Annotated in this window: 14 protein-coding genes; 12 read left to right on the top strand and 2 right to left on the bottom strand. The window is 71.8% G+C overall.

The window, feature by feature from the left end; all coding sequences use genetic code 11:
• Positions 1-11: 11 nt before the first annotated feature.
• Positions 12-584, bottom strand: coding sequence for a ferritin-like domain-containing protein (locus ABZ860_RS29400; protein WP_357226072.1), 573 nt, complete (start codon positions 582-584; stop codon positions 12-14).
• Positions 577-1098 carry a hypothetical protein gene (locus tag ABZ860_RS29405; protein WP_357226074.1) on the bottom strand — a complete coding sequence of 174 codons (522 nt, stop codon included), beginning with the start codon at positions 1096-1098 and terminating at the stop codon, positions 577-579. The genes ABZ860_RS29400 and ABZ860_RS29405 overlap by 8 nt, the downstream gene beginning before the upstream one ends.
• A 174-nt stretch (positions 1099-1272) precedes the next feature.
• Between ABZ860_RS29405 and rimP the strand changes: the two genes are divergently transcribed.
• From rimP to ABZ860_RS29465, 12 genes are all read left to right on the top strand, one after another.
• Positions 1273-1800: a ribosome maturation factor RimP gene (gene rimP / locus ABZ860_RS29410; RefSeq protein WP_357226075.1), complete on the top strand. Its 528-nt coding sequence runs from the start codon at positions 1273-1275 to the stop codon at positions 1798-1800.
• A gap of 23 nt (positions 1801-1823) precedes the next feature.
• Entirely contained in the window at positions 1824-2813 is a 990-nt protein-coding gene (nusA, locus tag ABZ860_RS29415) for a transcription termination factor NusA (RefSeq protein WP_357226078.1), read from the top strand.
• On the top strand, positions 2797-3099 hold the full coding sequence (locus ABZ860_RS29420; RefSeq protein ID WP_357226079.1) for a YlxR family protein: 303 nt from the start codon (positions 2797-2799) through the stop codon (positions 3097-3099). Before nusA ends, ABZ860_RS29420 begins: the two co-directional genes overlap by 17 nt.
• A 187-nt stretch (positions 3100-3286) precedes the next feature.
• Positions 3287-6370 carry a translation initiation factor IF-2 gene (infB, locus tag ABZ860_RS29425; protein WP_357226081.1) on the top strand — a complete coding sequence of 1028 codons (3084 nt, stop codon included), beginning with the start codon at positions 3287-3289 and terminating at the stop codon, positions 6368-6370.
• Positions 6371-6438: 68 nt separating this feature from the next.
• Positions 6439-6738 (top strand): DUF503 domain-containing protein, encoded by a 300-nt coding sequence (locus ABZ860_RS29430; protein ID WP_139576060.1) that lies wholly within the window; start codon positions 6439-6441, stop codon positions 6736-6738.
• 48 nt (positions 6739-6786) lie between these two features.
• Positions 6787-7275 carry a 30S ribosome-binding factor RbfA gene (rbfA, locus tag ABZ860_RS29435; RefSeq protein WP_357226082.1) on the top strand — a complete coding sequence of 163 codons (489 nt, stop codon included), beginning with the start codon at positions 6787-6789 and terminating at the stop codon, positions 7273-7275.
• On the top strand, positions 7272-8300 hold the full coding sequence (locus tag ABZ860_RS29440) for a bifunctional oligoribonuclease/PAP phosphatase NrnA (RefSeq protein WP_357226084.1): 1029 nt from the start codon (positions 7272-7274) through the stop codon (positions 8298-8300). Before rbfA ends, ABZ860_RS29440 begins: the two co-directional genes overlap by 4 nt.
• The gene (gene truB / locus ABZ860_RS29445; protein WP_357226086.1) at positions 8297-9196 is read left to right on the top strand and encodes a tRNA pseudouridine(55) synthase TruB; all 900 of its coding nucleotides are present in this window, start codon (positions 8297-8299) and stop codon (positions 9194-9196) included. The genes ABZ860_RS29440 and truB overlap by 4 nt, the downstream gene beginning before the upstream one ends.
• A gap of 144 nt (positions 9197-9340) precedes the next feature.
• Positions 9341-10285 (top strand): bifunctional riboflavin kinase/FAD synthetase, encoded by a 945-nt coding sequence (locus ABZ860_RS29450; RefSeq protein WP_357226087.1) that lies wholly within the window; start codon positions 9341-9343, stop codon positions 10283-10285.
• A gap of 176 nt (positions 10286-10461) precedes the next feature.
• Positions 10462-10731: a 30S ribosomal protein S15 gene (gene rpsO, locus ABZ860_RS29455; RefSeq protein ID WP_139576065.1), complete on the top strand. Its 270-nt coding sequence runs from the start codon at positions 10462-10464 to the stop codon at positions 10729-10731.
• Between the two features lie 282 nt (positions 10732-11013).
• Complete coding sequence (locus ABZ860_RS29460; protein ID WP_357226090.1) at positions 11014-13338, top strand: polyribonucleotide nucleotidyltransferase; 2325 nt, start codon at positions 11014-11016, stop codon at positions 13336-13338.
• Positions 13335-14645 (top strand): pitrilysin family protein, encoded by a 1311-nt coding sequence (locus ABZ860_RS29465; protein ID WP_357226092.1) that lies wholly within the window; start codon positions 13335-13337, stop codon positions 14643-14645. Before ABZ860_RS29460 ends, ABZ860_RS29465 begins: the two co-directional genes overlap by 4 nt.
• Positions 14646-14712 lie beyond the last annotated feature (67 nt).

Genomic DNA, 14712 nt, shown 5'->3' on the forward strand with positions numbered 1-14712 from the left:
GGCGGCGCCGTCTACTGGCCGTCCGGCGCGGACGGCTCCGGCTGGGCCTCCTGGCCGGACGTCCCCGGGGACCCGTCCGCTCCGGAGGAGTCCGGCGCGGGGGACTCGGCCTCCGGAGCGGGGACGTCGAAGTCGGCGCCGTCCCGGCCCATGCCGGGGAACGGGTCGCCGATCTTCGGCTGCCAGCCGTACGCCCTGGTGGCGCACTCCTGTGCGGCCAGCGCGGCGATCCGCCGCAGCGCCGGGTCGCGGTCGGCGGCGAGCTCCAGGTAGGCGGTGGTCACCCGCTGTTCCACGAGCACGGCCAGGCGCACCGCGTCGGCCGGTTTGCGCACCTCGAAGGGCAGGCGGTAGGTGGGGCCGGGCTCGGCGGGCGTGCCGCCCCGCTGCGTGATGAGCGCGCGGAGCTGGTCGCGCCGCGCCCGGTGGGCGTCGAACCCCGCGGTGGCGCGCCTGAGCAGCGCGCCGCTCGTCCTCCCGCCGATCACCCCGTACGCGTACACGGCGGCGTGCTCGGCGGACAGGGCTCGATCGAGCGCGCCGCCGACCGGCGCCTGGGCGGGCTCGGTCGCGCTTTCAGTCACGCACCCTCCCCAGGGCGACGACGTGGACGGCCTCGCACGCGCCGATGCTCGCCAGGAGCTGGGAGAGCGCGGGGGAGGCCGCGGCCATCTGCGCCGGTCGCGCCGACGCCGCGCGTCGCTCGGCGTCCCTGAGCGCCTCGACGGAGACCGCGGACGGGCTCTGCGACGGGGAGGCGGCGGGCGAGGCCGGCGGCGAGCCCGGGGGGAACGTTCCCGTGCCGCTCTCTGTGGGCAGGAGTGCGCGCAGGGCCTGCAGGTGGGCCGCGTGACGCTGACGGAACGGCTCCAGCGCGGCGGCCCGGCCGGGCAGGGCGGCGACCGCGCGCCCGTAGAGCGACACCAGCCGTTCCTTGTCCGCGATCAGCGAGGTGAGCAGCACGGTCTGCGGATCCGGAGGGGCCGGAGTGGCCGGTTTCCGCGGGGCCGAGGAGCAGCCGGCGGCGGCCAGACCGGCCGCGGCGGCGGAGCCCAGCAAGGCGCGTCTCGTCACCTGTGCCCCGCCGCTGTGTCTCACGACACAGCATCGTACGGCGCGCCGCCCACTGGTCATCGCCCGTGACCATGATGATCGTGCACGTGTCGGATCGCCGCTCGGGTGTGGCGCTGTTTCCACCTCCCGGTGTCGATAGGCTGTTGGCACATCGGGCTAGGCACACGGTCACAGCCACACGGTCATTGGGAGGTCGGCATGGGCAGCGACGCTCGACGCGGCCGCCTGGTTGAGCTGCTCGGCCCGGTGGTCGCCGCCGAGGGGTTCGACCTGGAGGACGTCACGGTCACGCCGGCGGGTCGCCGGCGGCTGGTGCGCGTCGTGGTGGACCGGGACGGCGGCGTGAGCCTGGACGACGTGGCCGACGTGAGCCAGTCCGTCTCCAAGCGGCTGGACGAGGTGGACGTTCTCGGCGGCAGCCCGTACGTCCTCGAGGTCACCTCTCCCGGTGTCGACAGGCCGCTCACCGAGCCGCGCCACTGGCGCCGGGCGCGTGGGCGGCTGGTGAAGGCGGAGCTGCGGGACGGCACCTCCGCGGAGGGCCGCGTGACCGAGGCCGACGAGACCGGTGTGGAGCTGGACGGCGCGCGCCGCATCGCGTACGGCGAGCTGGTGCGCGGCCGGGTGCAGGTCGAGTTCAACCGGCGCGACGCCGGGCTCGACGACGAACTTGATGAGGACCTCGATGTCGACGAAGACATCGACGACGCCGACGACGAGGGCTAGGGGGGAGCCTTGTGGACATTGACATGAGCGTCCTGCGCAGCCTGGAGCGGGAGAAGGACATCTCCTTCGACCTGGTCGTCAAGGCGATCGAGGACGCGTTGCTCATCGCGTACTTCCGCACGGAGGGCGCGGCGCAGAAGGCGCGGGCCGAGCTGGACCGCCAAACAGGCCACGTGATCATCTGGGCCGCCGAGCTGGACGAGAACGGCGAGGTGGTGCGGGAGTACGACGACACCCCGTCCAACTTCAGCCGGATCGCCGCCACCACGGCCAAGCAGGTGATCCTCCAGCAGCTGCGCGACGCCGAGGACGAGGTCAACTTCGGCGAGTTCGCCAGCCGCGAGGGCGAGCTGGTGGCCGGCGTCATCCAGCAGGGCAAGGACCCGCGGGTGGTGCTGGTCGACCTCGGCAAGATCGAGGCGATCCTGCCGCACAACGAGCAGGTCCCGGGCGAGGAGTACGCGCACGGCGAGCGCATCCGCTGCTACGTGGTGCAGGTGAAGAAGGGGCCCAAGGGGCCGTCGGTCACCCTGTCGCGCACGCACCCCAACCTCGTGAAGAAGCTCTTCGCGCTGGAGGTGCCGGAGATCGCCGACGGCACGGTGGAGATCGCGGCCATCGCCCGCGAGGCCGGCCACCGCACCAAGATCGCGGTGAGGTCGCGCAAGCCGGGCGTCAACGCCAAGGGCGCCTGCATCGGCCCGATGGGCTCGCGCGTGCGCAACGTCATGACGGAGCTGCACGGCGAGAAGATCGACATCATCGACTGGTCGGAGGATCCGGCCGAGTTCGTCGGGAATGCCCTGTCGCCCGCGCGTGTTTCCCGTGTCGAGGTGGTCGACGCCGACAGCCGCACCGCGCGTGTGATCGTGCCCGACTACCAGTTGTCCCTGGCGATCGGCAAGGAGGGCCAGAACGCCCGCCTCGCCAACCGCCTGACGGGCTGGCGGATCGACATCCGGCCGGACACCGAGCAGGCACCTGCTGATCCCGCTGATGCGTCGGCGAGGTAAGCTGGAATATGGTTACCAGGCAGCCCCGCTGAGAACATGTGTGGGCTGCCGGGTTCGCACGGTAAAGTCCGAGTTGCTCCGCCTGGTCGCGGTCGAGGGCGTGATCGTCCCCGACCTGCGAGGACGGCTCCCGGGACGTGGTGCCTCGCTGCACCCGTCCCCGCGCTGTCTGGAGCTCGCCGAGCGTCGCCGGGCGTTCTCTCGCGCGTTCCGCGCCGAGGGATCGCTTGACACGTCGCTCTTGCGGGCTCACCTGGAGGGGTTGACTCCGGGGCGGTCCGGGTGAATGGTTACCGCTGGCCCTCGGTATCGGCTCCGGGAGCCAGGGCACGACGAAATTGTCATGTAGGACGCCGAGTTGATGGGCGGAGTCAGATTGCTATGAGCGCCTGATGAGCACGCGGCGATGAGTACGTTCAGGTAGCGACGGTCCGGCGGCACTGCGAGCCTCCCGGGCCGAGTTAGGGAGTGCAGTGGCGAAGGTCCGGGTATACGAGCTCGCCAAGGAGTTCGGCGTCGAGAGCAAGGTCGTCATGGCCAAGCTCACCGAAATGGGCGAGTTCGTGAGGTCGGCGTCCTCGACAATCGAGGCGCCGGTCGTCCGCAAACTGACCGAGGCGTTCAAGGGTGACGCCTCCAAGGGCGGGGGCAAGCCCGCCCGTCCGGCGCAGCCGAAGCCTGCGCCGAGGCCGGCAGACAGCCAGGCCAACGGGGGCGCCCCGCAGGCGCCCGTTTCCCAGTCCACCGGCGCGGTGGCCAAGCCGGGCCCGAAGCCCGGCCCGCGGCCCGCTCCGCGTCCGGTTCCGATGCCTCACCCGCCGGTTGCCCAGCCGGACGCGGCGCGCCCCGAGGCCGCCCGTCCGCAGGCGCCTCGCCCGGAGGGCCCGCGTCCCGCGGCCGCCGGCCCGAGGCCGGGTGGCCCCGGCGCCGGTGCGCCGAAGCCCGGCCCCAGGCCGGCCCCGGCCCCGCGCCCGGGTGGTGGCGCACCCGCCGGTCCCGGCGCGCCCACCGCGGGCGCTCCGCGCCCCGGCGCGCCCAAGCCGGGCCCGCGCGGCCCGCGTCCGGGCAACAACCCGTTCTCTTCGAACGCCAGCGGCATGGGCCAGCGCCCCGCGCGGCCCGGTGGCCGTGACGGCGGTCGTCCCGACCGTGGGGACCGTCCCGAGCGTGGCGACGGCGCCCCCCGCGAGCCGCGTCGTGACGGCGCGCGCGACGGGGGCATGCCGCGTCCGCCGGGCGCGCGTTCCGGCGCTCCGGGCGCCGGCGGCCCGCGTCCCGGACCCGCGGGTCCGCGTCCCGGTCCGGGCATGGGCGGTCCGCGCCCGGGTCCCGGCGCGGGTGGTCCGCGTCCCGGTGGTCCGCGTCCGAACCCGATGATGATGCCGCAGGGCCGTCCGGCCGCGCCGGGCGGCGGTGGCCCGCGTCCCGGCGGCGGCGGTCGTCCCGGTGGTCCCGGCGGCGGTGGCCGTCCGGGTGGCGGCGGCGGTCGTCCCGGTGGGGGCTTCGGCGGTCCGCGTCCCGGCGCCACAGGTGCCGGTCGCCCCGGTGGTCCCGGCGGCGGTCCGGGCGGTGGCGGCGGCGGCTTCGCCGGCCGTCCGGGTGGCGGCGGCGGTCGTGGCCGCGGTGGCGGCACGGCGGGCGCGTTCGGGCGTCCGGGAGGCCGTCCGACCCGTGGCCGCAAGTCCAAGCGCCAGAGGCGCCAGGAGTTCGACAACATGCAGGCCCCGGCGATCGGCGGCGTGCAGGTTCCGCGTGGCGGCGGCATGACCATCCGGCTTCCGCGTGGCGCGTCCCTGTCGGACTTCGCCGACCGGATCGGCGCCAACCCCGCCTCGCTCGTGCAGATCATGCTGCACCTCGGCGAGATGGTGACGGCGACGCAGTCGGTCAACGAGGAGACGCTGCAGCTTCTCGGCGCCGAGCTGGACTACGACGTCCAGGTCGTCAGCCCGGAGGAGGAGGACCGCGAGCTCCTCGAGTCCTTCAAGATCGAGTTTGGTGAGGACGAGGGCGACGAGGCCGACCTCGCGCCGCGCCCGCCGGTCGTGACCGTCATGGGTCACGTCGACCACGGTAAGACGAAGCTGCTCGACGCGATCCGCCACACCAACGTGGTGGCCCGCGAGGCCGGCGGCATCACCCAGCACATCGGCGCCTACCAGGTGGCGACGACGCACGAGGGCGAGCCGCGGAAGATCACCTTCATCGACACCCCAGGTCACGAGGCGTTCACCGCCATGCGTGCCCGTGGTGCGCAGGCCACCGACATCGCGGTGCTGGTGGTCGCGGCCGACGACGGTGTGAAGCCGCAGACGATCGAGGCGCTGAACCACGCCCAGGCGGCGAACGTCCCGGTCGTGGTGGCGGTCAACAAGATCGACAAGGAGGGCGCGGACCCGACCAAGGTGCGGGCCCAGCTCACCGAGTACGGCCTGGTCGCCGAGGAGTTCGGTGGTTCCACGCTGTTCGTGGACATCTCCGCCAAGCAGGGCATCGGCATCGAGAACCTGCTCGAGGCCATCCTGCTGACCGCGGACGCCGAGCTCGACCTGCGGGCCAACCCGGAGATGGACGCCCAGGGCCTCGCGATCGAGGCGCACCTCGACAAGGGCCGCGGCCCGGTGGCGACCGTGCTCGTGCAGCGCGGCACGCTGCGGGTGGGCGACTCGATCGTCTGTGGTGAGGCGTTCGGCCGCGTCCGCGCCATGCTGGACGACAACGGCGAAACGGTCGACGAGGCCGACCCGTCGCGTCCGGTCCTGGTCCTCGGTCTGACGGCCGTCCCGCGCGCCGGCGACAACTTCATCGTCGTCACCGACGACCGCATGGCCCGCCAGATCGCCCAGCAGCGGGCGGCCAGGCAGCGGATCGCCGACATGGCGAGGTCCGGCCGCCGTCGCACTCTCGAGGAGCTGTTCAAGGACCTCGAGAAGGGCCAGGTCGACGAGCTCAAGCTCATCATCAAGGGTGACGTCTCCGGTTCCGTCGAGGCACTGGAGGACGCGCTGCTCAAGATCGACGTCGGCGAGGAGGTGCGCCTGCGGGTGCTCCACCGCGCGGTCGGCGCCATCACCGAGCACGACGTCAACCTGGCGATGGGCGACGACAACGCCGTCATCATCGGCTTCAACGTGCGGCCCGAGGTGCGGGCGCGCGACCTGGCCGAGCGCGAGGGCGTGGACATCCGGTACTACTCGGTCATCTACCAGGCGATCGAGGAGATCGAGGCGGCCCTCAAGGGCATGCTCAAGCCGGAGTTCGAGGAGGTCAGGACCGGCACCGCCGAGATCCGCGAGGTCTTCAAGGTCCCGAAGATCGGCAACGTCGCCGGTTCGATCGTCCGCTCGGGCGTCATCACCCGCAACAGCAAGGCCCGGCTCATCCGCGACGGCGTCGTGGTGGCCGACAACCTCACCGTCTCGTCGCTGCGTCGCTTCAAGGACGACGCGACCGAGGTCCGCGAGGGCTTCGAGTGCGGTATCGGTATCGGCTACAGCGACATCAAGGTCGAGGACGTCATCGAGACGTTCGAGATGCAGGAGAAGCCGCGCGTCTGACGCGCCGTCCCGCCGCCCCCGCCATGCGCGGGGGCGGCGGCCGGACGTCCGTGACGTGGTGACAACCCATGTTCATCGGTGCTCTTACTCTTGACATCCTGCTCGGCGACGTCCGTTCGCTGAAGCAGAAGCGGTCGGTGGTCCGGCCGATCATCGCCGAGATCCAGCGCAAGTACCCCGCCGTCGCCGTCGCCGAGGCGGGCCACCTCGACCTGCACCGGCGCGCCGAGATCGGCGTCGCCGTGATATCGGCGTCCGCGGCCAACTGCGACGAGGTGCTGGACGCCTGCGAACGCCTGGTCGCCTACCACCCCGAGATCGAGTTGCTGTCCGCGCGGCGGCGGCTCTTCAACGACCACGAGGAATAGACGGCCGGGGCCCGCGCGTCAGCCGTACAGATACGAGGGAGCGTGAGCATGGACGCAGCGCGTGCCAGGAAGCTGGCCGATCGCATCCAGCAGGTGGTCGCGGAGATGCTGGAGCGGCGGATCAAGGATCCGCGGTTGGGGTTCGTGACGGTGACCGACGCCAGGGTCACCCCGGACCTGAGCGACGCGACCGTCTACTACACGGTTTTCGGCTCCGAGGCGGAGCGCGCCGACACGGCCGCCGCCCTGGAGAGCGCGAAGGGCATCATCCGGTCCGAGGTCGGCCGGCAGACCGGCCTGCGGCACACCCCCGGCCTCACGTTCGTGCACGACCCGCTCCCCGACAACGCCCGCCACATGGACGACCTGTTCGCGCTGGCCAAGGCCAAGGACGCGGAGATCGCCCGCCAGGCGGAGGGCGCCCAGTTCGCCGGGGACGCCGACCCCTACCGCTTCGAGGAGGACCTCGACGCCGAAGTGGCCGAGGAGGAGGGCGAGGACGAGCCCACCGGCCAGGCGGGGCGCCCCGCCCGGTGACCGCGAACGCAAGCGCCCCCGGCGAGACGGACTGGCGGCGCGCGACAGAACTGATCCGCGCCGCCGACACGCTGGCGCTCGCCTGCCACGTGTCCCCGGACGGGGACGCCCTCGGCTCGATGCTGGGCCTCGGGCTGGCGCTCGCATCCGCAGGGGGGCAGACGGGCAAGAAGGTCGTCGCGTCCTTCGGCGACCGCGTGTTCGCCGTGCCCCGGCTGCTGCGGTTCCTGCCCGGGCAGCACCTGCTGGTGGAGCCCTCGGCCTACCCCGCCGAGCCCGAGCTGATGATCACCTTCGACGCCTCCACGATGGAGCGGCTGGGCCTGCTCGCGCCCCACGCGGGCAAGGCCGGCGAACTCCTCGTGATCGACCATCACGTGTCGAACACCCGCTTCGGGACGGCCCACCTCGTGGATCCCGGGGCGGCCTCGACCACGACGGTCGTCGAGGAGCTCATCAACCGGCTGGGCCTCCCGATCGATCGGGAGGTCGCCACCTGCCTGTACACGGGACTGGTGACCGACACCGGCTCCTTCCGGCACTCCATCACCACGCCGGCCGCGCACGCCATGGCCGGCCGGCTGCTGGCCACGGGGCTGCGCCCGGAGGAGATCGCCAGGGACCTGTGGGACCGCTCGCCGTTCGCGTACCTGCGGGTGCTCGGCACGGCGCTCGGGCGGGCCACTCTGGAGCCGGACGCCGTGGGCGGTCTGGGGCTGGTGTGGACCTACGTGAGCCGCGCCGACCGCGCCGAGCAGGGACTGCCGTACGACGAGGTGGAAGGCATGATCGACGTCGTACGCCGGGTCGACGAGGCGGAGGTCGCGGTCGTGCTCAAGGAGGACGACGAGGGCGGCTGGAACGTCTCGACCCGGTCGAAGGGCGCGGTGGACGTGGCCCGGGCCTGCACCGCGCTCGGCGGCGGCGGTCACCCGCGTGCCGCCGGGTTCTCCTCGGCGCTGTCCGTGGCGGACACGATGGCCGCCCTGCGTCCCCTTCTCGCTCCGGAAGGGAGCCGGTCATGAGCACGGCCAAAGCCAGGAGGACCCCGCCGCCGAGCGGTCTGATCATCGTGGACAAGCCCGCCGACTGGACGTCGCACGACGTCGTCGGCAAGATGCGCGGCGTCGCGGGCACCCGCAAGGTCGGCCACGCGGGCACGCTCGACCCGATGGCCACCGGCGTGCTGGTGATCGGGGTGGAGAAGGCGACCCGCCTCCTCGGGCACCTCGCGCTGACCGAGAAGGTCTACGAGGCGACGATCCGCCTCGGCGTGACGACGAACACCGACGACGCCGAGGGCGAGGTGGTCGCCGCCGCCCCCGCCGGGCACGTGACCGACGAGCAGGTGCGCAAGGGCGTCGCCGCGCTCACCGGCGAGATCATGCAGGTGCCGCCGCAGGTGAGCGCCATCAAGGTCGACGGGCAGCGGGCCTACAAGCGGGCCCGCGCCGGCGAGGAGGTGGCGCTGGCCGCCCGGCCGGTCACGATCCACGCGTTCGAGGTGGGGGAGATCCGGCGGACCCCGGAGACGGTGGACCTGGACGCGGTGATCACCTGCTCCAGCGGCACCTACATCCGGGCGCTGGCCCGCGACCTCGGCGCGTCGCTCGGCGTCGGCGGCCATCTCACCCGGCTGCGCCGCACCCGGGTCGGCCCGTACGGCATCGAGGCGGCGCGCACCATCGAGGACCTCGCCCGGGAGTGTGTGATCATGCCCATGGCCGACGCGGTGGCGGCGGCCTTCCCCCGCAGGGACGTGGGCGAGGACGAGGCGCGGCTGGTCGCGCACGGCGGACGGCTGCGCGCGGCGGGCCTCGGACCGGGCCCGATCGGCGTCTTCGGGCCGGACGGCGCGCTGCTCGCGCTCGCCGAGGAGCGCGGCGGGACGGCCCGGCCTCTGGTGGTCTTCGCCTCCTGACGCCGGGGCTGGTTCCCCGGCACCCCGCGGGGCATGGCAGTCTTGTCTACTGCGCGCTTCCCATGCGGGGCAGGATGCCAGGGCCTGCGGGGCCCCGAGCCGCCGCACCCAGGTGCGGCAAGTGAACACAGAAGCGAGGTCGAGGTGCAGAGCTGGCACGGGCTGGACGAGGTCCCGCAGGGCTGGGGCAGGTCCGTCGTCACGATCGGCGTGTTCGACGGCGTGCATCTCGGTCACCAGCGGATGGTGGCCCGCGCGGTGGACATGGCCCGCGATCTCGGGCTGCCCGCCGTGGCGATCACTTTCGATCCGCACCCCGACGAGGTCGTACGGCCCGGCAGTCACCCGCCGCGGCTCACCACCACCGACCGGCGGGCCGAGTTGCTCTTCGCGCTGGGCGTGGACGCCGTGTGCGTGCTGCCGTTCACACTGGAGTTCTCCCGGATGTCGCCGGACGAGTTCGTCCAGACGGCTCTGGTCGACCGGCTGCACGCGGCGGGGGTCGTGGTGGGGGAGAACTTCCGCTTCGGCCACAAGGCGTCGGGCGACCTGGAGACACTGCGGACGCTGGGGGAGAAATACGACTTCACGGCCGAGGGCGTGCCCCTGGTCAGCGACGGCGAGGCCATCTCCTCCACGGTGATCCGGGAGCGGCTGGCCGTGGGCGACGTCGCGGGCGCGGCCGTGCTGCTGGGCCGCCCCCATCGTGTGGAGGGCGTGGTGGTCCGCGGCCACCAGCGCGGCCGGGCGCTCGGCTTCCCCACCGCCAACGTCGAGTCGCCGCAGCACACCGCCATTCCCGCCGAGGGCGTCTACGCGGGGTGGCTGCAGTGCACCCAGAGCCCCTCGCCGTACGAGGGGGAGCGCTGGCCGGCGGCCATCTCGATCGGGACCAACCCCACGTTCGACGGGGTGGAGCGCACGGTCGAGGCGTACGCGCTGGACCGCGACGACCTGGACCTGTACGGCGCGCACGTGGCCGTGGACTTCGGAAAGCGGCTGCGCGACACGCTCAGGTTCGACTCGATCGAGGCGCTGATCGAGCAGATGCACGACGACGTGGCCCGCGCCCGCGAGTACACCTCCTGAACCTGCTGCGTGGCGCGTCGTGACAGGGTGTGTCCGACGAGCTGGTAGGGTTGTATGTCAGCCATGCTCAGGTGGTGTGAACCACCCGGCTGTCCTGTCACGGCGACTGTAGGCACGCACGGTCGTTCGCGGGATGGGAATCGTTGCGCGTGCCATTTCACCAGAATGGAGAAGCAGTGTCGCTTGACGCCGCTACCACCAAGTCCATCATCAGCGAGTACGGCACCACCGAGGGTGACACCGGGTCGCCGGAGGTCCAGATCGCGCTTCTGAGCAAGCGGATCAGCGACCTCACCGAGCACCTGAAGACGCACAAGCACGACCACCACAGCCGTCGTGGTCTGCTGCTGCTGGTGGGTCGCCGGCGCCGGCTGCTGAAGTACCTGCAGGCCAAGGACATCACCCGCTACCGCTCCCTCATTGAGCGGCTGGGCCTTCGCCGATAAGGTGAGGAAGGAGCGGCGATTCTTCGCCGCTCCTTTTCCATAACGGGCCACAATGGCCTGAGCACGACAACTGAATAGCCGAGACCAAGTGCCCCGCGTCCGCAAGCAAGCCGCAGCGCGATCCCGCGGCGTGAGAGGGCCGGTCCTCGGTAGTGGCCCCCGGTCGGCACGGCGACAGCCGTGCGGACGGACCGGGCGCTTCGATCGAAGACCGGCACTGCACCTGAACGGGGAGCCCGGCAAAAGAGGACGCGGGAGACCGACCCGAAGAGGAGGTCCCCCGTGGAGGGTGTCCACAGCACAGAGGCCGTTATCGACAACGGTCCCTTCGGCACGCGCACGATCAGGTTCGAGACCGGGCGACTGGCCCGGCAGGCGGCGGGCAGCGCCGTCGCGTACCTGGACGACGAGACGATGATCCTGTCCGCGACCACCGCGTCCAAGCATCCCAAGGAGAGCCTGGACTTCTTCCCGCTGACGGTCGACGTCGAGGAGCGGATGTACGCGGCCGGCCGCATTCCCGGCTCGTTCTTCCGGCGGGAGGGCAGGCCGTCCGAGGACGCGATCCTGACCTGCCGTCTCATCGACCGGCCGTTGCGCCCGTCGTTCGTGAAGGGCCTGCGCAACGAGATCCAGATCGTCGCGACGGTCATGGCCCTGCACCCCGAGCACCTGTACGACGTGATCGCGATCAACGCCGCGAGCATGTCCACGCAGCTGGCCGGGCTGCCGTTCTCGGGCCCGATCGGCGGCGTGCGCGTCGCGCTGATCGACGGCCAGTGGGTGGCGTTCCCGACCCACACCGAGCTGGAGCGCGCCACGTTCGACATGGTCGTCGCCGGGCGCGTCCTGGCCGACGGCGATGTCGCGATCATGATGGTCGAGGCCGAGTCGACCCGCGACACGCTGAAGCTGGTCGCCGAGGGCGCGGTCGCCCCGACCGAGGAGGCCGTGGCCCAGGGCCTCGAGGCCGCCAAGCCGTTCATCAAGGTGCTCTGCGAGGCCCAGTCGAAGCTGGCCGAGGTCGCCGCCAAGCCGACCGCCGAGTATCCGATCTTCCTCGACTACCAGGACGACGCCCTGGAGGCCGTGACCGCCGCCGTGAAGAGCGAGCTCGCCTCGGCGCTGACGATCGCGGGCAAGCAGGAGCGCGAGCTGGAGATCGAGCGCGTCAAGATGCTGGCGGCGGAGAAGCTGCTGCCCGACTTCGAGGGCCGCGAGAAGGAGATCGGCGCCGCGTTCCGGTCGCTCACCAAGAAGCTGATGCGCGAGCGCGTCATCAGCGAGGGCGTCCGCATCGACGGCCGCGGCCCGAAGGACATCCGGCAGCTCAACGCCGAGGTCCACGTGGTGCCGCGGGTGCACGGCTCGGCCCTGTTCGAGCGGGGCGAGACGCAGATCCTCGGTATCACGACGCTCAACATGCTGCGCATGGAGCAGATGATCGACACGCTCAATCCCGAGCGGACCAAGCGCTACATGCACAACTACAACTTCCCGCCGTACTCCACGGGCGAGACGGGCCGCGTCGGCTCGCCGAAGCGCCGCGAGATCGGCCACGGCGCGCTGGCCGAGCGGGCGCTGATCCCCGTGCTGCCGTCGCGCGAGGAGTTCCCGTACGCCATCCGGCAGGTGTCGGAGGCGCTCGGGTCGAACGGCTCGACCTCCATGGGGTCGGTCTGCGCCTCCACGATGGCCCTGCTCGACGCGGGCGTCCCGCTCAAGGAGATGGTCGCCGGCATCGCGATGGGCCTCATCGGCGAGGGTGACACCTACGTCACGCTGACCGACATCCTCGGCGCCGAGGACGCCATGGGCGACATGGACTTCAAGGTCGCCGGCACCAAGGACCTGATCACCGCGCTCCAGCTCGACACCAAGCTGGACGGCATCCCGGCCCACGTGCTCGCCGCCGCGCTGAAGCAGGCGAGGGGCGCCCGGCTGGCGATCCTCGACGTGATGCAGGAGGCCATCGACGCCCCGGCGGAGATGAACCCGACCGCGCCGCGCATCATCACGATCAAGGTCCCGGTCGACAAGATCGGCGAGGTCATCGGCCCCAAGGGCAAGATGATCAACCAGATCCAGGACGACACGGGCGCCGAGATCACCATCGAGGACGACGGCACGATCTACATCGGCGCCACCGACGGCCCGTCCGCCGAGGCCGCCCGTACGCTGATCAACGGCATCGCGAACCCGCACATGCCGGAGGTCGGCGAGCGTTACCTGGGCACGGTCGTCAAGATCGCCGCCTTCGGCGCGTTCGTCTCGCTGCTGCCGGGCAAGGACGGCCTGCTGCACGTCTCGCAGATCCGCAAGCTGCACGGCGGCCGCAGGATCGAGAACGTCGAGGACGTCATGAACGTCGGCGAGAAGATCCAGGTGGAGATCGCCGAGATCGACTCGCGTGGCAAGCTCTCGCTGGTCCCGGTCGAGGTCGTCGAGAAGGAGGCCGCGGAGAAGGCCGCCGCGGCCGAGAACGGCGAGGCCGCGCCCGTTTCGGCCGACGAGGCCGCCGCCGCCCCGGCGGAGGAGGAGCAGCCGCGGACTCCGCGCCGCAGCCGCAGCCGCACCCGTGGCGGACGGGACGAGCGCAACTCGTGACGACCGAGACACTGTTCCCGGGCAAGGACGGCGCGGGGGTCATCCGCCGCACCGTCCTCCCCGGCGGCCTGCGGGTCGTTACCGAGACGATGCCGACCGTGCGCAGTGTGGCGGTCGGCCTGTGGGTGGGCATCGGTTCACGCGACGAGGCCCCCGAGCACATGGGGGCCACCCACTTCCTGGAGCACCTGCTCTTCAAGGGCACGCCCACGCGTGACGCCATGGAGATCTCGGCGTCCATCGAGGGCATCGGCGGTGAGATCAACGCGTTCACCGCCAAGGAGTACACCTGCTACTACGCCCGGGTGCTCGACGAGGACCTGCCGCTGGCGATCGACGTGCTCGCCGACGTGGTGACCTCCTCGCTGATCACCGAGGAGGACGTGGAGTCGGAGCGCGGCGTGATCCTGGAGGAGATCGCCATGCACGACGACGATCCCTCCGACGTGGTGCACGAGCAGTTCTCCGCCGAGCTGTACGGCGACACGCCGATCGGCCGCCCGATCCTCGGCAACGAGGAGTCGATCAACGCGCTCACCCGTGACCGCATCCGCGAGTACTACCAGCGGTTCTACGTCCCGCCCCGCACGGTCGTGTCGGTGGCGGGCAACATCGACCACGAGCGGGTGGTCGCGCTGGTCGCGGCGGCGTACGAGCGGGCGGGCGCGCTGGGCGGTTCCGCCGCGCCCGCGCCCCCGCGCATCGGCGGCCCCGGCGTGGACGTCAGGACCGGCGTCCGGGTGCTAGACCGGCCCACCGAGCAGGCCAACCTGGTGCTCGGCATGACCGCCTTCCACCGCAACGACGACCGGCGCTTCGCCCTCGGCGTCCTGAACGCGGCGCTCGGCGGCGGCATGTCGTCGCGCCTGTTCCAGGAGATCCGGGAGAAGCGCGGCCTGGCCTACAGCGCCTACAGCTACACCTCGCAGTACGCCGACACCGGCCAGTTCGGCATCTACGTGGGCTGCCTGCCCTCGAAGGTGGACGACGTGCTGAAGATCTGCCGTGACGAGGTGGCCAGGGTCGTCGCCGAGGGGATCAGCCCCGAGGAGATCGCCCGCGGCAAGGGCCAGATGCGCGGCGGGCTCGTGCTCGGCCTGGAGGACACCGGCTCGCGTATGTCCAGGATCGGCAAGAGCGAGCTCGTGTACGAGCGGCTCATGACGGTCGACGAGGTGCTCGGGCGGATCGAGGCGGTCACCCCCGAGGAGATCGCCGCGGTGGCCGAGGACATCCTCAAACGGCCGCTGACCCTCGCCGTGATCGGGCCCTACTCCGACAAGGACTTCGGCTCCGCCATCGCCTGACCGTGCCGTCGAAGGCCGCGCCGGTGCCCTCCGCACCGGCGCGGCCTTGTCGTTCCCCCCTTACGGC

The sequence above is a fragment of the Microbispora sp. NPDC046973 genome (assembly GCF_040644495.1).
GTDB lineage: Bacteria > Actinomycetota > Actinomycetes > Streptosporangiales > Streptosporangiaceae > Microbispora.